This window comes from Bradyrhizobium sp. ISRA430, from assembly GCF_029909975.1.
In the GTDB taxonomy this organism is placed as follows: domain Bacteria; phylum Pseudomonadota; class Alphaproteobacteria; order Rhizobiales; family Xanthobacteraceae; genus Bradyrhizobium.
The window spans coordinates 2549164-2568440 of the sequence record NZ_CP094516.1 but is presented as its reverse complement, the minus strand read 5'-3'; the positions used below and the strand labels follow the sequence as shown (position 1 = coordinate 2568440).

17 protein-coding genes and 1 pseudogene are annotated in these 19277 nt (G+C 64.7%); 6 read left to right on the top strand and 12 right to left on the bottom strand.

All coding sequences use genetic code 11. From position 1 onward, the window contains the following. Position 1: 1 nt before the first annotated feature. The gene (locus MTX21_RS12550; protein ID WP_280965120.1) at positions 2 to 1060 is read left to right on the top strand and encodes a YeeE/YedE family protein; all 1059 of its coding nucleotides are present in this window, start codon (positions 2 to 4) and stop codon (positions 1058 to 1060) included. Here the strand turns inward: MTX21_RS12550 and MTX21_RS12545 are convergent. Continuing rightward, a complete protein-coding gene (locus MTX21_RS12545) occupies positions 1039 to 1956 on the bottom strand; it encodes a DMT family transporter (protein ID WP_280965119.1) in 918 nt (305 codons plus the stop codon). The two genes, MTX21_RS12550 and MTX21_RS12545, sit on opposite strands and share 22 nt — an antisense overlap. A gap of 100 nt (positions 1957 to 2056) precedes the next feature. Between MTX21_RS12545 and MTX21_RS12540 the strand changes: the two are divergent. Next, positions 2057 to 3479, top strand: a pseudogene (locus MTX21_RS12540) (PLP-dependent aminotransferase family protein). Positions 3480 to 3488: 9 nt separating this feature from the next. On the opposite strand, the gene MTX21_RS12535 reads toward MTX21_RS12540, so the two are convergent. The 5 genes from MTX21_RS12535 to MTX21_RS12515 are packed head-to-tail and all read right to left on the bottom strand — an operon-like array spanning position 3489 to position 8249. Then, a complete protein-coding gene (locus MTX21_RS12535; RefSeq protein ID WP_280965118.1) occupies positions 3489 to 4712 on the bottom strand; it encodes a bifunctional alpha/beta hydrolase/OsmC family protein in 1224 nt (407 codons plus the stop codon). 25 nt (positions 4713 to 4737) lie between these two features. Continuing rightward, on the bottom strand, positions 4738 to 5403 hold the full coding sequence (locus MTX21_RS12530) for a sulfite oxidase-like oxidoreductase (protein ID WP_280965117.1): 666 nt from the start codon (positions 5401 to 5403) through the stop codon (positions 4738 to 4740). A 3-nt stretch (positions 5404 to 5406) separates the two neighbouring features. Then, positions 5407 to 6729: an MFS transporter gene (locus MTX21_RS12525; protein ID WP_280965116.1), complete on the bottom strand. Its 1323-nt coding sequence runs from the start codon at positions 6727 to 6729 to the stop codon at positions 5407 to 5409. Positions 6730 to 6761: 32 nt separating this feature from the next. Next, positions 6762 to 7982, bottom strand: a complete 1221-nt coding sequence (locus MTX21_RS12520) for a cytochrome P450 (RefSeq protein ID WP_280965115.1) — start codon at positions 7980 to 7982, stop codon at positions 6762 to 6764. 57 nt (positions 7983 to 8039) lie between these two features. Next, the gene (locus tag MTX21_RS12515) at positions 8040 to 8249 is read right to left on the bottom strand and encodes a ferredoxin (RefSeq protein WP_280965114.1); all 210 of its coding nucleotides are present in this window, start codon (positions 8247 to 8249) and stop codon (positions 8040 to 8042) included. Between the two features lie 151 nt (positions 8250 to 8400). Between MTX21_RS12515 and MTX21_RS12510 the strand changes: the two genes are divergently transcribed. Beyond that, positions 8401 to 9048 (top strand): TetR/AcrR family transcriptional regulator, encoded by a 648-nt coding sequence (locus tag MTX21_RS12510; RefSeq protein ID WP_280965113.1) that lies wholly within the window; start codon positions 8401 to 8403, stop codon positions 9046 to 9048. Here MTX21_RS12510 and MTX21_RS12505 read toward each other — a convergent pair. The 4 genes from MTX21_RS12505 to MTX21_RS12490 form a co-directional block, all read right to left on the bottom strand. After that, a complete protein-coding gene (locus MTX21_RS12505; RefSeq protein WP_280965112.1) occupies positions 9045 to 9695 on the bottom strand; it encodes an aspartate/glutamate racemase family protein in 651 nt (216 codons plus the stop codon). The genes MTX21_RS12510 and MTX21_RS12505 overlap by 4 nt on opposite strands. Before the next feature lie 153 nt (positions 9696 to 9848). Next, positions 9849 to 10862 carry an amino acid ABC transporter substrate-binding protein gene (locus MTX21_RS12500; RefSeq protein WP_280965111.1) on the bottom strand — a complete coding sequence of 338 codons (1014 nt, stop codon included), beginning with the start codon at positions 10860 to 10862 and terminating at the stop codon, positions 9849 to 9851. A 12-nt stretch (positions 10863 to 10874) separates the two neighbouring features. Continuing rightward, a complete protein-coding gene (locus tag MTX21_RS12495; RefSeq protein WP_280965110.1) occupies positions 10875 to 12224 on the bottom strand; it encodes an aspartate aminotransferase family protein in 1350 nt (449 codons plus the stop codon). A gap of 2 nt (positions 12225 to 12226) precedes the next feature. Next, positions 12227 to 13099 carry a MurR/RpiR family transcriptional regulator gene (locus tag MTX21_RS12490; RefSeq protein WP_341510111.1) on the bottom strand — a complete coding sequence of 291 codons (873 nt, stop codon included), beginning with the start codon at positions 13097 to 13099 and terminating at the stop codon, positions 12227 to 12229. Positions 13100 to 13187: 88 nt separating this feature from the next. On the opposite strand from MTX21_RS12490, the gene MTX21_RS12485 reads away from it, so the two are divergent. Both MTX21_RS12485 and MTX21_RS12480 read left to right on the top strand, forming a co-directional pair. Beyond that, positions 13188 to 14375: an ABC transporter permease subunit gene (locus MTX21_RS12485; protein WP_280965108.1), complete on the top strand. Its 1188-nt coding sequence runs from the start codon at positions 13188 to 13190 to the stop codon at positions 14373 to 14375. A 2-nt stretch (positions 14376 to 14377) separates the two neighbouring features. Then, the gene (locus MTX21_RS12480) at positions 14378 to 15484 is read left to right on the top strand and encodes an amino acid ABC transporter permease (RefSeq protein ID WP_280965107.1); all 1107 of its coding nucleotides are present in this window, start codon (positions 14378 to 14380) and stop codon (positions 15482 to 15484) included. 154 nt (positions 15485 to 15638) lie between these two features. Here the strand turns inward: MTX21_RS12480 and MTX21_RS12475 are convergent, their stop codons facing one another. Together MTX21_RS12475 and MTX21_RS12470 are read right to left on the bottom strand one after the other, a co-directional pair. After that, entirely contained in the window at positions 15639 to 17057 is a 1419-nt protein-coding gene (locus MTX21_RS12475; RefSeq protein WP_280965106.1) for an amidase family protein, read from the bottom strand. A 38-nt stretch (positions 17058 to 17095) separates the two neighbouring features. After that, complete coding sequence (locus tag MTX21_RS12470; protein ID WP_280965105.1) at positions 17096 to 17872, bottom strand: SDR family oxidoreductase; 777 nt, start codon at positions 17870 to 17872, stop codon at positions 17096 to 17098. A 153-nt stretch (positions 17873 to 18025) separates the two neighbouring features. Between MTX21_RS12470 and MTX21_RS12465 the strand changes: the two genes are divergently transcribed. Continuing rightward, positions 18026 to 19099 (top strand): tartrate dehydrogenase, encoded by a 1074-nt coding sequence (locus MTX21_RS12465; RefSeq protein WP_280965104.1) that lies wholly within the window; start codon positions 18026 to 18028, stop codon positions 19097 to 19099. Positions 19100 to 19277 lie beyond the last annotated feature (178 nt).

Genomic DNA, 19277 nt, shown 5'->3' with positions numbered 1-19277 from the left:
CATGGAATCGTCCGCGCAAGTCGTCATCCTCGCCGGCCTCGCCATCGGCCTGATCTACGGCGCCGTCGGCCTGCTCAGTGGCTTCTGCCTGATGAGCAGCATGCGCGGCTGGCTCGCGGAGGGAGACGGGCGGCTGGTGCGCACCTATGCGCTGGCGATCGCCGTCGCGATTGCGGCGAGCCAGCTTCTTGCCGGCAGCGGCACGATCGATCTCGGCAAGTCGATCTATCTGCAGCAGACGTTTTCGGCGCCGGTGCTGTTCCTCGGCGGCCTGTTGTTCGGTTACGGCATGGTGCTGTCGAACGGCTGCGGCTCGCGTGCGCTGGTGCTGCTCGGCCGCGGCAATCTCCGCTCCTTCGTCGTCGTGATCGTGCTCGCCATCGCCGCACAGATGACGCTCAAGGGCCTGATCGCGCCGGCGCGCATCGCGCTCGTTCAAGCCTCGCAGGGCACGGTGAACGCGAACTCGCTGCCGTCCCTGCTGGCAACGCTTGGCCTTGGCGAAGCCGTCTCGCGCACGCTGGCCGCAGCCGCGATCGCTGTCGCCCTGATCCTTTTTGCATTCGCTCACGCCAGTTTCCGGCGCTCGCCGGGCCAGATCGCGGCCGGCATCATCGTCGGCCTCCTCGTTGCCGGCGGCTGGTTCGTCACAGGTTACCTCGGTGCCGATGATTTCAACCCGGTACCGGTCACCTCGCTCACCTTCATCGCGCCGATTGCGGACGCGCTGCAATACGCCATGCTCTCGACCGGCCTGACGCCGAACTTCGGCATCGCGACGGTCGCCGGCGTGTTCGCAGGTAGCCTCGTGACGGCACTGGCCACGGGTCGTTTCAAGCTCGAAGGCTATTCCTCGCCGCGCCACATGCTGCGCTCGGCCAGCGGCGCAGCGCTGATGGGTATCGGCGGCGTGATGGCGTTCGGCTGCTCGATCGGGCAGGGGCTCACCGGCCTGTCCACCCTCGCACTGGCGTCATTCGTCGCGGTCGCCGGTATCCTGCTCGGCACTGCTGCGGGCTTGCGCGGTGCGCTGCGCGTTCAGCCTCTCGCAGTCGCCTGACCGCGCAGTGGCCGGTCGGTCAGAGTGGCGAGGCCGATGCCCGCGACGATCAGCGCTGCCGCGACGGCAAGGCTGATGTCGATGGGTTCGCCCAGGAGGGCCGCAGCACTGGCGATGCCGACGATCGGCGTCCCCGTGGTGCCCAGCGACGTCGTCAAGGCCGAGATGCTCTTGTTGACCATCGACATCGCCCAATAGGCCAGCGCCGTCCCGATCAGGCCTGAATAGAGGAACAGCAGCACGAGCCGCCACGACCATTCGGCGTGCGGCAGGCCGTCCGCAATCGTCGCCGCGACTGATAGCACCACCGTTGCCACGAGCACCTGCCAGATCAGGAGTTGGAGCGGGGACGCGATCCAGCGATGCGAGCGCAGATAGATGATGTTCGCGGCCCAGCAGATGGCGGCCAGGATCACCATGCCGGCGCCGAGCACGACGTTGACGTTGGTCCAATCGATCGAGGATGGATTCAGGATCACGGCAAGTCCGGCCAGGCCCAGCAACGCGCCGCCGAGCTTCGGCGCGGTCAGCGTGTCCTTGCCGAGCAGGGGCGCGGCGAGCGCCACCCAGAGCGGCGTCGTGTAGCCGAGCACGACGCCCTTGCTGGCGGGAATGAAGCGCAAGCCCGCGGCCGCCAACGTCGAGAATAGCGTCATGTGCAGCAGCGACACGCTCAGGATCACGGGGACGTCGTGTCGCTCCGGAATGACCAGATTATTGCTTGCGCGCAGAATCACGAACAGACCGATGAGCGCGATCCAGCTCCTGATTGCCGCGCTCCACAGCGGCGGCACTAACTGCACCAGCTGCTTCGTTACCGACCAGTTCACGCCCCAGGCCAAAACGACGATGACGAACAGGCCTACGGCCGCGCGGGGTGACAGGGAGGTGTTCATTGCAAGATCCTTGAAGCGGCGTAGTCCGACAGATAGCATCGCAATTGGCACTCAAAAAAGTGCCAGATTTGAAAGAATCAAAGTGCCAGTTCTAGAGACGATGATTTCCGGGCTGATCGTGCTGGAGCGATCCAGCGAGGAAGGGCTGGTGGCGCAATTGACGAGCCAGCTCAGGCGCCTGATTGCAAGCGGGCGGCTCGGCAAGGGTCGTGCGCTGCCGTCGAGCCGCCGGCTCGCGAGCGATCTCGGCGTGTCGCGCAATACCGTCAGTTTCGCGTTCGAGCAGCTCGCCGCCGAGGGTTACCTGGAGATGTCCCACGGCAGGCGTCCGGTAGTGATGGTCGAGGGTGGCGAACGCATCGAACGCACAGGCGTTGCAACATCGCGTGTGCAACCCCGGCTCTCGCCCTGGGCCTCGAGGCTGCGCGAGACGGATTGGCCGATGTCCTATCTCGCGCGGTTGCGACCCCTGAGGCCCGGCCACGCCGATGCCCGGGAGTTTCCGAACGAGATCTGGGCGCGCTGCCTGCGCCGCAGCGCCGTGCGCGCTGCGAAACGCGAGCTCGGACCGATCAACCGGCCGCGTCTGCGCGAGGCGTTGGCGCACTACCTCGCGAGCAACAGGGGCGTGCGCGCGGCGTCAGAGCAGATCTTGATCCTGCCGAGCGCGCAGGCGGCGCTGACCTTGATTGCAGCCACCCTCATCACGCCCGGAGATGAGGTCTGGGTCGAGGATCCCGGCTATCCCGGCGCTGCGGCCGCCTTCCGCGCCTCCGGCGCGCGCGTGGTTGGCCTGGGGGCTGGACGAGCAGGGCATGCAGCGGGTGACCGGAATGGCCGCGCCAAAGCTCATCTTCATGACGCCGTCGCACCAGCACCCGACGGGGCGTTTGATGTCGCTTGCCCGCCGCACCGAATTTCTCACCGCAAGCCGGCCGGGCAAGACTTGGATCATCGAAGACGATTACGACGGCGAATTCCACTATGACAGCCGGCCGGTGCCGTCCTTGCAAGGGCTCGATGCCCATGGCCGCGTGTTCTATGTCGGTACCTTTTCAAAGGCGATGACCTCGGACATCCGGCTCGGCTACCTCGTTGCACCGCCGGCCCTGCGCGATACGCTGGAGATCGCGCAGCGGCACATGGGGTCGATCGCGGCCAGCCATATCCAGGAAGCACTGGCCGAGTTCATCGCCGATGGGCATTTTCTCGCGCATCTCCGGCGGATGCGCCGTCTCTATCATGCGCGCCGCGATCATCTCGTCAGCGAGATGGAACGCCGTCTGGGCGATGTTCTCGAGGCGGAGGTGCCCTCGGGCGGTATTCAGCTCGTTGCGCGCCTCAAGCGCGGCAGCACGGACCGGGCGGCGGTCAAACGGCTGGTCGCGGCCGGAGTCGAGACGCGGGCGCTATCGAGCCTGTCGCTCGGCCAGCCGCGCGATCACGGCCTGCTGCTCGGCTTTGCGGCATGGCGCGAGAACGAGATCAGCGCGGCCGTGCGAACGATGACGTCCTGCTTCTAGAGCGATACCTCAATCCGCGGCCTTCGTCACGATGCGGATCTCCGAGGTCAGCGTTCGGTGTACCGGACACTTGTCGGCGATCTCCATCAGCTTCTTGCGCTGTTCGGCATCGAGCGTGCCTTCCATCGCGATCACGCGATCGATCTGGTCGAGCATGCCCTCGCGCGTCTCGCACTCCGCGCAATCCTTGGCGTAGATCTTCGAATGCTTCAGCGTGACGGTGACGCGGTCGAGCGGCAGCGACTTGCGGTCGGCATAGAGCCGCATCGTCATGGAGGTGCAGGCGCCAAGGCCGGCGAGCAGGAAATCATAGGGTCCGGGGCCGGCATCCTCGCCGCCGACGGCAACCGGCTCGTCCGCGACCAGGCGATGCGGCCCGACCGAGACGATCTGGTTGAACTTGCTCTTGCGCGTCTCCTGCACCACGACCTGGCGCGGCGCCTCGGCGAGATCCATCGCCCTTGCCGGCTTTGCCGTCTCGATGTAGCGGCTCGCCCAGGCTGTGATCACGTCGGCTACATAGAGCGCGTCTGCAGGCTTCGTGAGCAGATGATCGGCGTGGTCGAGCGAGATGAAGCTCTTGGGATGTTTTGCCGCGACGAAGATCTTGGTCGCATTTTCGATACCGACAGTGTCGTCGACCGGCGAATGCATCACCAGGAGCGCCTTGTGCAGGCCGGTGACGTCCTTCATCAGTTCGTGCTCGACGATGTCGTCGAGGAATTCGCGCTTGATCCGAAACGGACGTCCCGCGAGGGACACTTCAAGCTCGCCTTGCGAGCGGATTGTTTCGACATGTTCTTTGAAGAGCCCGGTGACGTGCGCCGGATCGGACGGCGCCGCGATGGTCGCGACCGCCTTCGCCTCTGGAACCTTCTCGGCCGCAGCAAGGATCGCGGCGCCGCCGAGGCTGTGTCCGATCAGGATCGACGGCGCCTTGCGGACTTTGCGCAAGTGGTCGGCGGCGTGGACGAGATCGGCGACGTTGGAAGAGAACGTCGAATTGGCGAAGTCGCCCTCGCTGGAGCCGAGTCCGGTGAAGTCGAAGCGGAGTACCGCGATGCCTTTGGCCGCGAGCGCCACCGCGATGCGCTTGGCGGCCAGCGTATCCTTGCCGCAGGTGAAGCAATGCGCGAACAACGCGTAGGCCGCCGGCTCGCCGTCCGGCAACTCCAACGCCGCTGCAAGCTGATGACCGCCTTCGCCCTGGAATTGAAAGCGTTCCGTAGCCATGGGCTTTCCCCGTTCTGCTTGAAATCTAGTCGCCCGAATAGCGCTGTTCGGCCCAGGGATCGCCGCGGTTATGGTAACCGCGGACTTCCCAGAAACCCCGCGCATCCTCGGTCAGGAATTCGATGGCCTGGAGCCATTTGGCGCTCTTCCAGAAATAGAGATGCGGCACGACCAGCCGTACCGGACCGCCGTGCTCGTTCGTCAGCGGCTGGCCCGACCAGCTATGGGCGAGCAAAGCGTCTTCCGCGGCAAAATCTTCCAGCGCGAGATTGGTGGTGTAACCGTCATAGGAATGCAGCACCACGAAGCGCGCATCGTCGCGGGGCTGGCAGATCGCGAGCAACGCGCGCGTTGCGAGGCCCTCCCACTGATTGTCATAGCGCGACCAGGTCGTCACGCAGTGGATGTCGGAGGTGAATTGCGCCTGCTTCTGCGCGCTAAACTCCGCAAAGCTCCAGAACAGCGGATTGTCGATCGCACCATAGACGTCGAGCCGCCAGCGCTCGCGCGAGATCTCGGGTGAAAGGCCAAGATCCAGCACCGGCCAGTCCTTGGTGAGGTGCTGGCCGGGCGGCAGCCGATGATCCTCCAGGCGCGTGATCCTGCCGGTGAGGAAGCGGCCCTCGCGCGCCCATTTCTCCTTGGTGCGCGTCAGCTTGCTGTCGGGCGGTGGCTCGTTCTCGTCGGCCATTGGCTACTCGTGGCGATGCATCGCGGACGCATGCTTGGTGTCGCGCATCGTAGCATAGATGATCAGCGAGATGCAGATGATGCCGCTGAGGTAGAAGTAGAACCATTCCTCGCGCCCGACGCTCTTGAAGTAGAGTGCGATCGCAGGTGCCGTGCCGCCGAAGAGCGAGACGGTGATCGCATAGGGCAGGCCGACGCCCAGAGCGCGGACATTGGTCGGGAACAGCTCGGCCTTCACCACCGCATTGATCGAGGTGTAGCCGGCCACGAACAGCCAGGCGGCGCAGATCAGGACGAACGCGACGAACGGCGATTTGGTCTCTTTCAGCGTCATCAGCAGCGGCACGGTCGAGAGCGTGCCCGCGATGCCGAAGAAGATCAGGAGCGGCTTGCGCCCGATCTTGTCCGAGATCGCGCCATAGATCGGCTGCAGGATGGTCGCGAAGATCAGCGTGCCGAAGATCACGAAGGTGGTCTGGTCCTCGGTCAGCCCGACCGAGAGCTTGACGAAGGTCTGCATGTAGGTGGTGAAGGTATAGAACGCTGCGGTGCCGCCGGCGGTGAGGCCCATCACCAATAGCAGCTCGCGCGGATATCTCAGCAGGTTGGTGATCGAGCCGGTCGGCTTGACCACCTTCTTGGCTTCTTCGAACGCTTCGGTCTCATGCAGGCTGCGCCGCATCACCGCGGCGAAGATCGCCAGCATCGCGCCGATCGCAAACGGGATGCGCCAGCCCCAGCCCTTCAGCTCTTCCGGCGTGAGGAAGACCTTTTGCAGGAGCAAGAGCACGATGATCGCGGTGAGCTGGCCGCCGATCAGGGTGACGTACTGAAAGCTTGAATAAAAGCCGCGGTACCGGGGGTCGGCGACCTCGCTCAAGTAAGTCGCGCTGGCGCCGTACTCGCCGCCGAGGCTCAGGCCCTCGATCACGCGGGCCAGCGCCAGGATCGCGGGCGCGGCGAAGCCGATCGTGGCGTAGGTCGGCGTCACCGCGATGATCAGCGAGCCGAAGCACATGAAGACGACCGACAGCGTCAGCGAAATGCGCCGGCCGAAATGATCAGCGAGATAGCCGAAGAACCAGCCGCCCAAGGGGCGCATCAGGAAGGTCGCGGCGAACACGACCGCGGCGTTCAATTGTTGGACAACGGGATCGTTGCCGGGGAAGAAAGCCGGAGCGAAATAGAGAGCGAACGCCGTATAGGCGTAAAAATCATACCATTCGACGAGATTGCCGACGGAGCCGATGAAGATCGCCTTGATCCGCCGCTTGGCATCGGCGACGTCAAAATGCTCGGAGGCCGGTTTGATTGCTTGCTCTGTCATATCCGGCCTCTCCGCTCTGGTTTTGGAGAGGCCTACATCGCCTTTCCAAGCAGAAATGGCAACTGGCGGGGGCCTCTCACGGTGCCCTGCGACCAAGTCACGGTGCCTGCCGGGTCGAGCCGGAAATCCGGAATCCGCTTCAGCCACTCCTCCAGCGCGACCTGCATCTCCATCCGCGCCAGGTTGGAACCGACACAGCGGTGTATGCCGAGGCCGAAGGCGGCGTGGCGGTTTTCCCGCCGGTCGATCACAACTTTGTCAGCGTCCGGAAACATCTTGGGATCGCGGTTGGCTGCCGGGAAGGACAGCAGCACCATGTTGCCCGGCTTGACCGGGCAGCCCGAGACCGTCCTCTCCTTGACCACCTCGCGTGCCATCGTCACCGGGGAATAAGCGCGCAAGAATTCTTCGACGGCCGTCGGCATCAGCTTGGGTTCGGCGATCAGGCGCTCGCGGTCGGCCGGCGTGCGGGCGAGATGCCAGAGCGAGGAACCGATCGCGCTCCAGGTGGTATCGATGCCGGCGATCAGGAGCAGCCGCAGCGAGCCCAGTACGTGCGCTTCCTCCAGCGGCTGGCCGTCCTTGTTCCTGGCATTCATCAGATAGGAGATGAGATCGTCGGTCGGGTGCTTCCTGCGCTGCTCGATATGCGCCCTGAAATAGTCGCTCATCTCGTGGACGGCCTGGAGCAGCAGGTTCTCGTCCTTGATGCCGAGCTCCAGGATCATGTGGATCCAGTTGATGAAGAGGTCGCTGTCGCTTTCGGGAATGCCGAGCATATGCGCGATCGCACGCACCGGAATGTGCTTGGTGTAGCGTGCCGCCGCATCCACCTTTTTCTCGCCGATGAAGCCGTCGATCAGTTCATTGCAGATCGCGCGGACCCGCGGCTCGAGCTTCTTCATCGCGTCGGGCGTGAACGGCGGAAGCAGCAATTGCTTGGCCGGTTTGTGCGCGGGCGGATCGGAGGTGATCGGCGGGGCGGCGTTCTGGGTCACCTCGGGCCGCACGTCGCGCACGATGATGCGGCGCGAGGAGAAATGCTCTGGATCGTTGGCGATCTCGCGCACCGCTTCATAGGTCGTCGGCAGGTAGCAGCCGAGGAAGCGTCTGGTGTGCACGACCGGGCTTGCGGCGCGCAGCTCGTCCCAGATCGGGAAGGGATCTTCCGTCCATTGCGGATCGGTGTGGTCGAAATCGTTGAGCCAGTCGGTGACGGGCGGATGGACAACGGGTTGGCTGACGTCGGACATCTCAGGGAATCCTCGAAGCTGGTGTTCGCTGAAGGCACGCGCGTCGTGAAAGGCGCGCTATTCCTTGATTACGTCGATCGCGATTTCCGGGCAGTTGGATCTGGCAAGCCAGGCCTTGTCTTCCAGCCCGGCCGGCACGGTGCCGTCCCCGGCCTCGCGGGCGTTGCCGTATTCATCGAGCTCGAACAGTTCCGGCGCCAGTGCCTTGCAGCGGGCGTGGCCCTGGCATTTGTCCGGATCAACGTGAACCTTGAGTCGCTCTGCCATTGGCGTCCTCGGTCGTATGCGCGGGCCTGGAAGGCCGGACGCGTTTCCCCATGTTCGATTTATCGGCGCCCTTCGCCGATCTAAGTTATAGTATATTACATTCGCGGTGGGCTTCCCCTGTCAAGCGCAAACTTATAGGTTTCGCGTCAACATGCCGTCACAACTCGTCCGCAAGCCGCAGAACACCTATCATCACGGCGATCTCCGCGACGCTCTGATCAAGGCCGCCTTGCGCGAAGCGGAGCAGGCCGGAGCCGAGGCGATCAGCATCAAGGCGCTGGCGAAAGAGCTCGGCGTCTCGCAGCCGGCACCGTACCGGCATTTCGCCGACCGCGAGGCGCTGCTCGCGGCGGTGACGACTGAGGCGTTCCGGCAATTCACCGCCGTGCTGCGCGCGGCGATGGCGAAGCCGTCTAAGCAGTCGAAACTATCCCGGCTGGCCCAGGCGACGCTCGATTTCGGCCTCCGCCGCAACGGCATCTATCGTCTGATGTTCGCATCGCGCACAGTGTCATGCGCGGCCAAGGGCAGCGAGCTGCATGAGGCCACGCGCGAGACCTTCGCACTCGTGATCGAAGCTCTGGATGCACCGGCTGTGGGTTACTTGCGCGAGCGGCAGGCGCTCAAGATCTGGGCGGCGCTGCACGGCGTAGTGATGCTGGCCGAGCAGGGCCTGTTCACCGGGGAGGCGGCGCATGCCACGCGTGAAGAACTCGTCGAGGATTTCGTCAACGAGACGAAGACTGCGCTTGCGGCCGCGATCAAGGACGCGCGGCGCCGGAACAAGGCCAGCGCTTAAGCCTTCGCGCCAAGCAGCGTCATCAGCTTCTCGACCGCGCTGTCCGGTGTGGTCACGACGGGCCGCCCGGTTGCCTCCGCGACCAGCGGCGCCGTGGCGGCGATGCTGAACTGCGCGAGCGCGACGACGTCGCAGTCGCGCAAGTCCCGCGAAGCCTGAGCGATCAGCCGGTCATGCTCGGCGCGGTCGCCGCGGTCGAGCGCGGCCAGCGCGCCCTCGGCGAGCTTCGGTACGACCTGGACCGAGGCCGGAAACTCCGGCGGCATCGAGACCAGCGTTGGCGGGAAGGTCGAGAGCAGGCCGATCCGCCTGCCCATCGTCACGGCTCGCTCGATCATCGCCTCGTTGGGCTTGAGCACCGGCATCGGTGCATGCGCGCGCGCCACCGCCTCGATGCAGGGACCGAAGGCCGAGCAAGTGAACAGGATCGCGTTTGCCCCCGTCGCCACCGCATAATCGCCGAGCGCGAGGAAGCGCTCGGTCATGGCGTCGCTGAGCTCGCCGTCGTGCGCCAGGTCTGCCGAAAGGCTGTCATCGAGCAGGTTCATCAGCCGCGCCTGCGGCCAGGCCTTTGCGAACGCAGCCTCGATCGGCGCGATGGAATGCTTGAGGGCGTGGATGAGGGCGATGCGAGGAGGCGTCGTCATTGAACCTTGTTACCTGGCGAAGGTATCGCGCCCCGGACGCAGCGCAATGCGCAGTATTGCGCTGCTGAGCCGGGACTCATTCGTGGCCACTAGGTCCCGGCTCAGCGCAGCAGCGTTACACGCTGCAGCGCGTCCGGGGACACACGCGAGTGTCTACTTGAACGGGATGGCGTACATCAAACCGCCCTTGCTCCAGAGCCCGTTGAGGCCGCGCTCGAGCTTGAGCGGGCTCGCCTTGCCGACGTTGCGGTCATAGATCTCGCCGTAATTGCCACCGGCCTTGATCGCCGCGACCAGCCACTTGTTATCGAGCCCCAGTCGCGAGCCGAGGTCGCCGGAAGCGCCGAGCAGGCGCTGGATCGCGGGCGTGCTCGACTTCGTCATCTCCTCCACATTGGCCTGCATCACGCCGAGTTCCTCGGCCTCGATCAGTCCGTAATGCAGCCAGGTGATGATATCGCTCCAGACCTCGTCGCCGTTGCGGGTGAAGGGCCCGAGCGGCTCCTTGCTGATGGTCTGCGGCAGCACGACGTAGTCGGCCGGGTTTGGCGCTGCTGTGGTCACCGCGCCGGCGAGCGCGGAAGCGTCCTGGGTCATGGCATCGCAGCGGCCGCCGAAGAAGGTCTGGTACATGGTGTCGACGCGATCGAACACCAAGGGCTTCCAGTCGATGCCGTTGGCGCGGCCGTAGTCGCCGAGCGTGACCTCATGGGTGGTGCCTTGCGCGACGCAGACGGTAGCGCCCTTCAGATCCTTGAGCTCCTTCACGCCGAGATCCTTCTTCACGACAAAACCCTGGCCGTCGTAGAAGTTGATCGGGCCCTGGCGGAGGCCGAGCGTGACGCCGCGCAAATAGGTCTGCGTCGAGTTGCGGTAGAGCACGTCGATCTCGCCCGATTGCAGTGCGGTGAAGCGGTTCTGCGCGGTCAGCGCGACGTAGCGTACCTTGTTGGGATCGCCGAGCACGCCGGCCGCGAGCGCGCGGCAATAGTCGACGTCGAGGCCCTTGAAGTTGCCTTGCGAGTCCGGCGCGGAGAAGCCGGCAAACCCGGTGCTGACGCCGCACACCAGCGTGCCGCGGCTCTTCACCGTATCCAGCGTCGCGGCCGACGCCATCGCCGTCGATGCCACGAAAACACCTGCCGCGATAACCACTTTCCTCATCATACTAGTCTCCCCTCAGTGATTGACATTACGCAACACGTTGTCGACGGCCGTGCCGAGCTTGTCGACGATCAGGTCGATCTCCTCCGCGGAGGCGATATAGGGCGGGGCCAGCAACACATGGTCGCCGCGAACACCATCCACGGTGCCGCCGCCGGGATAGCAGCCGAGCCCGTTGGCAAAAGCCTCGGCCTTGATCTTCTGGTGCAGCTTGAGCGCGGGATCGAACGAGGTGCGGCTGGCGCGATCGGCGACGAGCTCGATTGCCCAGAACAGGCCCCGGCCTCTGATATCGCCGACATGGCGGTGATTTCCGAAGCGCTCGATGAGGCGCTGCTCGAGCTGCTTGCCACGCTCCTTCACCCGGTCGAGCAGGCGATCCTCGCGGATCACCTCCTGCACCGCGAGCGCGGCCGCGCAGGCGAGGGGATGGGCGAGGTAGGTATGGCCGTGCTGGAAAGCGCCGCTTCCCGCGCGAATCGTCTCGATGATCTTGCCGCTCGCGAGCATCGCGCCGATCGGCTGATAGCCGCCGCCGAGCCCCTTTGCGATCGCCTGGATGTCGGGTGCGATGCCCTCCTGCTCCCAGGCATGCGTGGTGCCGGTGCGGCCCATGCCACTCATAACCTCGTCTAGGATGAGCAGCGCGCCGTGCCGCTCGCAGATCTCGCGCACCGCCCTGAAGTAGCCGTCCGGTGCCGTCACGGCGCCCGCAGTGGCGCCGACGACGGGCTCGGCGAGAAACGCCGCGACGGTGTCGGGGCCGAGCCGCTGAAATTCGGCCTCTAACTCGGCGGCAAGCCGCGCCACGAATTGGGCATCCGACTCGCCGTCGTGCTTCTCGTGATAGGCGAAGGCCGGCGCCACATGGCTGAACGCGGCCGAGAGCAGCGGCGCATAGGGCGCGCGGCGCCAGGCATTGCCGCCGGCGGCGAGCGCACCGAGCGTGTTGCCGTGATAGCTCTGCCGGCGCGCGATGAAATGCTGCCGCTGCGGCTCGCCACGCTCGATGAAGTATTGCCGCGCAAGCTTGATGCTGGCTTCGATTGCCTCCGATCCGCCGCTGACGAAATAGGCGTAGGCGAGGCCGCCGGGCTCATGGCCGACGAGCATCTCGGCCAGCGCTTCCGCCGGCTCGGACGAGAAGAACGCCGTGTGGGCATAGGCCAAGGTCGAGGTCTGCTTAGCTATCGCCGCAATCACGCGTGGATGCTGGTGGCCGAGGCAGGAAACGGCTGCGCCGCCGGAAGCGTCGATCACGCGCCGGCCGTCCTCGGCAAAGAGATAGACGCCTTCGCCGCCGATCGCCTTGGGTGGCGTTTCGCGCAACGAACGGTGCAGCACGCGGCTGGTGCGAACGGCCATGGTCAACCTTTCTCTGAGACGTAGGTGGAGGCTGCGGCAAGCCGCGCCTCGGTGTCCTCAAGGCGTTTCTTCGCGGTCATGCCGCCGAGCGAGAACGTCACCGCCGCCAGCGATTGTGCGATTGCGATGGCGCCGGTGAGGCTCGGAAAGAAGCCGGGCGGCGAAGCCGCTTCGAACAGCAGCACCTGATCGGCGCCCTCGGCCATTGGCGCCGACACGCTATCGGCGATCGCTATCAGCGTCGCACCGGCACGGTAGGCGGCCCGTGCGACACGGACGCTCGCGTGGGTATAGGGCATGAAGCCGATGACGATGACGGCTTCGCCGGGGCGGAAGGCGCCGAGATCGAGGTCATCGGGCCCGGAGCCGCCGACGATCTGCACCTGATCGGGTCGGAACAGCCGTAGCTCGTAGTTGAGCAGTTCCGCGACACTGCGGCAGCTACGATAGCCCGCGATCCAGATCCGCTTTGCGCTGTGGAGCGCGCGGGCGGCATCCGCGATCGATTGAGCCGGGATCCGCGGAAGACCGGCGGCCTCTGCCTTCAGTTTGTCGGTGACGAGCGTGACATCGGCGTTGGGGCCATGGCGACGACTTTTGGCGCGTCCGGAGAAGGGGGAGGTCTGCGACGGCCGCCGGGCCTCCGTCAGCGCTGCGCGCAACTCCTCCCAGCCGGAATAGCCGATCGCCTTGGCAAGACGCGTGAATGCGGCGGGATCGGCGCCGGCTTCCGCCGCGAGATCGCGCATCGAACGGGTGGTGGCGTCGTAATCATTGGCCGCCACGAAACGCCCGACCTCCTGCAATCGCAGGGGGAGCGATGGCAATGCGCTGCAGAGTTCGCTCAAGGGCGAGGATTTCGCGGGCTCGACCATGAAACATTTGTTGCACGAATTGCAGATTGGTGCAACAGTTGACGTACGCTGCCGGAAATCGCCGCCTCTGACGAAGGATTTTTGTGCTGTGACCACCGATCATCCCAGACCGCCGCCGCGCCGCAGTTTTTTCGGCGCATGGGGACGCCGAGAGCTCAAGGGCCTATTCTGGCAGCTTCTTGTCGTCGGGATCGCGGTCGCGGTCATCGCCTTCCTCTGGTCCAACACCGTCACCAACCTCTCGGCCCGCCGTATCTCGACCGGCTTTGCCTTTCTCGGCCGCGAGGCCGGCATGCCCATCGCAGACAGCCTGCTCTCGTACAGTCCGAGGGACACCTACTTCTGGGCCTTCGTCGTTGGCGTCGCCAACACCTTGCGCGTTGCCGTCATCGGAATCGTGCTCGCGACCATCTTGGGTACGCTGATCGGCATCTCGCGGCTGTCGGCCAACTGGCTGTTGTCGCGGCTCGCCGCCGTTTATGTCGAAGTGCTGCGCGACATCCCGCTGCTGCTTCAGCTTCTGTTCTGGTACGTGCTGATGCAGGCACTGCCGGCCGCGCGCTTGGCGTGGCGGCCGGTCGACGGTGTGTTCCTGTCCAATCGCGGCCTCATCCTGCCGTCGATCCCGATCGGGATGCCCCAGCTTTGGGTACTCGGCACGGCCTTGCTGGGCCTTGCCGCGTTCTATGTCATCCGGCGGGCGTTGATCGCGCAGCAGATGCGTGACGGCAAGCCGCGCAAGGCGTGGCCGATTGCCCTCGGCCTCATCGTTGTGCTGCCGGCGCTGGTGTCCGTGCTGCTTGGCGTGTCCTGGAAAATTGAATGGCCGGAGCTGCGCGGCTTCAATTTCGTCGGCGGGCTCACGCTCGCGCCGGAATATTTTGCACTGCTGATCGCGCTCATCACCTACACCTCGGCCTTCATCGCCGAGATCGTGCGTAGCGGCATTCAGTCGGTACCGCGCGGCCAGTGGGACGCCGCCAATGCGCTCGGCCTGCGCCGCAGCTTCATGCTGCGGCAGATCATCCTGCCGCAGGCGCTGCGCGTGATCGTGCCGCCGATGACGAGCCAGTATCTCAATCTCACCAAAAACTCTTCGCTCGCGGTCGCGATCGGCTACCAGGATGTGGTCTCGATCGCGAACACCACGCTGAACCAGACCGGGCAGGCGATCGAGGCGATCGCGCTGATCATGGCGGTGTTTTTGACGATCAGCCTCGGCATCAGCTTCTTCATGAATTGGTACAACGCGCGTATCGCGCTGGTGGAGCGCTGATCATGACGGTGATCACCGACGTTCCGGACGCACCGCGCGCCGCACGCCGCCCGCAAACGGGTAACCCGGTGCTGCGCTGGCTCCGCGCAAATCTGTTTTCGTCGATTCCAAACTCCATCATTTCGCTGGTGCTGCTGGCCGTGCTCGCCAAGGGTATCTTCAGCTTCGTGCAATGGGGCATCGCCAACGCCGTCTGGCTGACGCCGGCAAACGATTCCAGCGCCTGTCGCGCAGCCCGCGGTATCGGCGCGTGCTGGGCGATCATCCCCGAGAAATACCGCTTCATCCTGTTCGGCACCTATCCGTTCGACGAGCAGTGGCGGCCGGCGCTGTCGGTGCTCTTGTTCATCGCGCTGTTCTATCTCTCCACGCGCCGCGCCTGGTGGCGCCGCGAACTGATCTATATCTGGGTCGGCGCGCTGGCCTTGATCAGCGTACTGATGTGGGGCGGTGTGTTCGGGCTCAGCTTCGTCTCGCAGGACCGTTGGGGCGGGCTGCCGGTGACGCTGATCCTCGCTACCTTCGGTCTCGCCTTCGGCTTTCCGCTCGGCATCCTCGTCGCGCTCGGCCGGCGTTCAAAGCTGCCGGCGATTCGTTCGCTGAGTGTGCTCTATGTCGAACTGATCCGTGGCGTGCCGCTGGTGAGCCTGCTGTTCATGGCGAGCGTGATGTTTCCGCTGTTCATGCCAAGCGGCTTCAATATCGACAAGCTATTGCGCGCGCAGATAGCGATCATCCTGTTTGCAGGTGCTTATCTCGCCGAAGTCATCCGCGGCGGCCTCCAGGCCGTGCCGCGTGGGCAATATGAGGCCGCCGATGCGCTCGGACTATCCTACTGGCGCAAGAACCGACTGATCATCCTGCCGCAGGCGATCCGCCACGTCATTCCGCCGCTGGTGAATACCTTCATCGCGTTCTTCAAGGATACGAGCCTCGTCCTCATCATCGGCATCTTCGATCTGCTCACGACGGCCAAGACCGCGATCATCGATCCCGCTTGGCAGCAGTTCTCGGTCGAGGTCTACATCTTCGTCGCCGCGATCTACTTTGCGTTCTGCTTTGCCATGTCGCGCTACAGCCGCAGCCTGGAGGCGACGCGCGGGAGGTGACGTCTCCCTCGTGTCCCGGACAAGGTGCAGCGCGTCAGCGCTGCGCCGCAGAGCCGGGACCCAGAGGATGCACAGTGGATTGTTGATGAATGGGCCCTGGCTCTGCAGCGCACCGCTGAAGAAGCGCTGCGCTGCGTCCGGGGCACGAGAGAAGTTACTTCTTCACCCTTGGATCGATCGGCGTCGTCTCGCGCAGATCCAGAATATCCTCCAGCGCCTTTGCACCCGCTAGCACCTGCGCGTCGGCACGAGGCGCGCCGACAATCTGGATGCCAACCGGCAGGCCCGAGGCGGTGAACCCGCAGGGCAGCGACAGCGACGGACAGCAGGCGAGCGTGACGGCGTAGACGATGCCGAGCCATTCGACATAGTTGTCAAACCTCTTGCCTGCGCATTCGGCGACATAGCGGTTTTCGACCGGGAAGGGCGGCACGATCGTCGTCGGCACCAGCAGCAGATCGTAGGTCTTGAAGAATTCGATCGCGCGCGCGGTCATTCCGACGCGCTGCGCCTCGGCGCGTTCGAGTTGCTCGACCGTGAGCTTGAGGCCTTCCTCGATGTTCCAGATCACCTCGGGCTTGAGGAGATCGCGCTTGGTCCGCAACAATTGCGCCTTGCTGATCGCGAAATCGAACGCGCGCAGCACATGGAAGCATTCATGCGCATCGCGCCAGTCCGGATGAGCCTCCTCGACCGTGGCGCCGGCCTCAGTGAAGCGTTCCGCCGCCTTGCGCGTGATCGCCTTGATCTCGGGGTCGACCGGCGTGATGCCGAGATCGGGTGAATAGGCGATGCGCTTCGGCTTTTTGCCGGAGCACGCGGCCGACAGGAACGAGGCTGCGGGCGCCGGCAGCGACAGCGGATCGGCCGCGTAGTCGCCGCTCATGGCATCGAGCAGCAGCGCAAGGTCCTCGACATTGCGGGCCATCGGGCCCTGGACGCCGAGGTTACGGTCGATCGCCGATTTCGGCGTGTGCGCGACGCGGCCGATGCTCGGCCGCATGCCGACGATGCCGCAGAAGCTCGCGGGATTGCGCAAGCTTCCACCCATGTCGGAGCCCTGCGCGAGCCAGGCCATGCCGGTGGCGAGCGCCACCGCCGCGCCGCCCGAGGAGCCCGCCGCCGACTTCGATGTATCCCAGGGATTGAGCGTTGCGCCGAACACCTCGTTGAAGGTGTTGGCGCCGGCGCCGAATTCCGGCGTGTTGGATTTGGCGTAGACGACGGCGCCGTTGGCCTCGAGATTCTCGACCATGAGGTCGGACTTCGCGGGGATGTTATCCTTGAAGATAGGCGAGCCCTGCGTGTTCAAGACGCCGGCGACGTCGGAGAGATCCTTGATCGGCACCGGCAGGCCCGCGAGCAGTCCGCGCGCACCGGCCGGCTTCTGCATCAGCGCCTTCGCGCTATCCCGCGCACGATCGAAGCACAGCGTCGGCAACGCGTTGACCTTGTCGTCGACCTCCGCGATGCGTTGCTCCAGCACATCCAGCAGCTCGAGCGGTGTGACGTCGCCCGAACGCAGCTTGTCGACGACAGCGCATGCGGTTTCGCGGATCAGGTCTTGAGACAATTATTTTACTCCTGTGCCAATTCTTGGTGTCGAAAAACTCAACTCCACCCCGCGCTGATGCCGCCATCCACCGTGTAGATCACGCCCGAGGTGTAGCCGGAGCGATCCGAGGCGAGGAATGCCATGAGGTCACCGATCTCGCGCGCATGCGCGGGACGGCCGAGCGGTAGACCCTTCTGGAATTCCTTGTAGCGGTTCTCGTCGCCGAACTGGTGCTTGGCCCGCGTCTTGAGCAGCGTGACGTGGCGGTCGGTTCCGACCGGGCCGGGATTGATGCCGACCACGCGGATGTTGTCGGCGAGGCTCTTGCCGCCGAGCGCGCGGGTGAAGGCCATCAGCGCGGCATTGCCGGCGCTGCCGCAGACGTAGTTGGCGTCGAATTTCTCGCCGGCCGCGCCGATGTCGTTGACGATGACGCCGCCGCCTTTCGCCTTCATTTGTGCGTAGACCTGCCGTGTCAGGTTGATGTAGCCGAACACTTTCAATTCCCAGGCGTGCCGCCAGGTGGCCTCGTCGATCTTGTCGATCGAGCCGCCGGGAATGTCGCCGGCATTGTTGACGAGGACGTCGATGTCGGTGGCCTCCTTGGCGAGCCGCGCCACGTCCTCGGCCTTGCGCAGGTCCACCACGCTCGTCGCTGTATCGATCTGGTGCGCGGAGCGCAGGCGGTCGGCCAGTGCCTTGAGCTGGTCGCCGCTGCGGGCGGCGAGCAGGAGATGACAGCCTTCCTCGGCAAATGCCTCGGCGGCGGCTGCGCCGATGCCCTTGGACGCGCCAGTGATCAGGACGCGCTTGCCACGCAGATGCAGATCCATGGATGACTCGCTCGGTGGGAACAGGATGAAATCAGTAGGCGGTCGGCCGCGCCATGGTCAACATTGCAGTGCAGCGTTGCACTGCCCGCGAGTTTGGTCCATTGCAGGGCGATCAAAACGCGGCGGCTGCCGGACCAACCAAGGACGTTCTCGATGAGCAAAAAACAATACCGCATCGCGGTCATTCCCGGCGACGGCATCGGCAAGGAAGTGATGCCGGAGGGCCTGCGCGTTTTGGAGGCGGCGGCGAAGAAGCACGGGGTCGCCGTGCATTTCGACCATTTCGACTTCTCGTCCTGGGACTATTACGAGAGGCACGGCCAGATGATGCCGGACGATTGGAAGGAGAAGATCGGCAAGCACGACGCGATCTATTTCGGCGCGGTCGGCTGGCCGGCCAAGATTCCGGATCACGTCTCGCTGTGGGGCTCGCTCATAAAATTCCGCCGCGAGTTCGACCAGTATGTGAACCTGCGCCCGGTGCGGCTGATGCCGGGCGTGCCGTCGCCGCTCGCGAACCGCAAGCCGGGTGACATCGATTTCTGGGTGGTGCGCGAGAACACCGAAGGTGAATATTCCTCCGTCGGCGGCCGCATGTTCCCGGACACCGATCGAGAATTCGTCACACAGCAGACGGTGATGACGCGCACCGGCGTCGACCGCATCCTGAAATTCGCCTTCGAGCTCGCGCAGTCGCGGCCGAAGAAGCACCTGACCTCGGCCACCAAGTCCAACGGCATCTCCATCACCATGCCCTATTGGGACGAGCGCGTGGAGGCGATGGCGAAGAAGTATCCAGGCGTGAAGTGGGACAAGTACCACATCGACATCCTGACGGCGAACTTCGTGCTGCACCCGGACTGGTTCGACGTGGTCGTCGGTTCCAACCTGTTCGGCGACATTCTTTCTGATCTGGGTCCTGCCTGCACCGGCACGATCGGCATCGCGCCATCCGGCAACATCAACCCCGAGCGCAATTTCCCCTCGGTGTTCGAGCCGGTGCACGGCTCGGCGCCGGATATCGCGGGCCAAGGCATCGCCAATCCGATCGGCATGATCTGGTCGGGCGCGATGATGTTCGAGCATCTCGGAGAGAAGGAAGCCGGCAAATCGATCGTCGATGCGATCGAACGCACGCTCGCCGAGCGCACGCTGCGCACTCGCGACCTCGGCGGCAATGCCGACACCACGGCCTGCGGTAAGGCGGTCGCAGAGATGGTGGATTAGGGCAGGGAGCTGCCGAAAGGGACTAACTGTCTCTTGCGTTGGCTAACTCCGCTATCGCGGCAAACTCCGTTGTCGTCCCGGCGAAGGCCGGGACCCATAACCCCAGGGAGGGGTTGTGGCGCGAGCTGGCAACCCGAGCCTTCCCATAACCACGTCCTGTGGTTATGGGTCCCGGATC

Coding starts and splice junctions, on each gene's coding strand:
- MTX21_RS12505 (WP_280965112.1), bottom strand. CDS start 9,695: ATGACGACGCCTCCTCGCATCGCCCTCATCCACGCCCTCAAGCATTCC.
- MTX21_RS12510 (WP_280965113.1), top strand. CDS start 8,401: ATGCCGTCACAACTCGTCCGCAAGCCGCAGAACACCTATCATCACGGC.
- MTX21_RS12535 (WP_280965118.1), bottom strand. CDS start 4,712: ATGGCTACGGAACGCTTTCAATTCCAGGGCGAAGGCGGTCATCAGCTT.
- MTX21_RS12490 (WP_341510111.1), bottom strand. CDS start 13,099: ATGGTCGAGCCCGCGAAATCCTCGCCCTTGAGCGAACTCTGCAGCGCA.
- MTX21_RS12525 (WP_280965116.1), bottom strand. CDS start 6,729: ATGACAGAGCAAGCAATCAAACCGGCCTCCGAGCATTTTGACGTCGCC.
- MTX21_RS12470 (WP_280965105.1), bottom strand. CDS start 17,872: ATGGATCTGCATCTGCGTGGCAAGCGCGTCCTGATCACTGGCGCGTCC.
- MTX21_RS12500 (WP_280965111.1), bottom strand. CDS start 10,862: ATGATGAGGAAAGTGGTTATCGCGGCAGGTGTTTTCGTGGCATCGACG.
- MTX21_RS12530 (WP_280965117.1), bottom strand. CDS start 5,403: ATGGCCGACGAGAACGAGCCACCGCCCGACAGCAAGCTGACGCGCACC.
- MTX21_RS12515 (WP_280965114.1), bottom strand. CDS start 8,249: ATGGCAGAGCGACTCAAGGTTCACGTTGATCCGGACAAATGCCAGGGC.
- MTX21_RS12550 (WP_280965120.1), top strand. CDS start 2: ATGGAATCGTCCGCGCAAGTCGTCATCCTCGCCGGCCTCGCCATCGGC.
- MTX21_RS12495 (WP_280965110.1), bottom strand. CDS start 12,224: ATGGCCGTTCGCACCAGCCGCGTGCTGCACCGTTCGTTGCGCGAAACG.
- MTX21_RS12480 (WP_280965107.1), top strand. CDS start 14,378: ATGACGGTGATCACCGACGTTCCGGACGCACCGCGCGCCGCACGCCGC.
- MTX21_RS12465 (WP_280965104.1), top strand. CDS start 18,026: ATGAGCAAAAAACAATACCGCATCGCGGTCATTCCCGGCGACGGCATC.
- MTX21_RS12520 (WP_280965115.1), bottom strand. CDS start 7,982: ATGTCCGACGTCAGCCAACCCGTTGTCCATCCGCCCGTCACCGACTGG.
- MTX21_RS12545 (WP_280965119.1), bottom strand. CDS start 1,956: ATGAACACCTCCCTGTCACCCCGCGCGGCCGTAGGCCTGTTCGTCATC.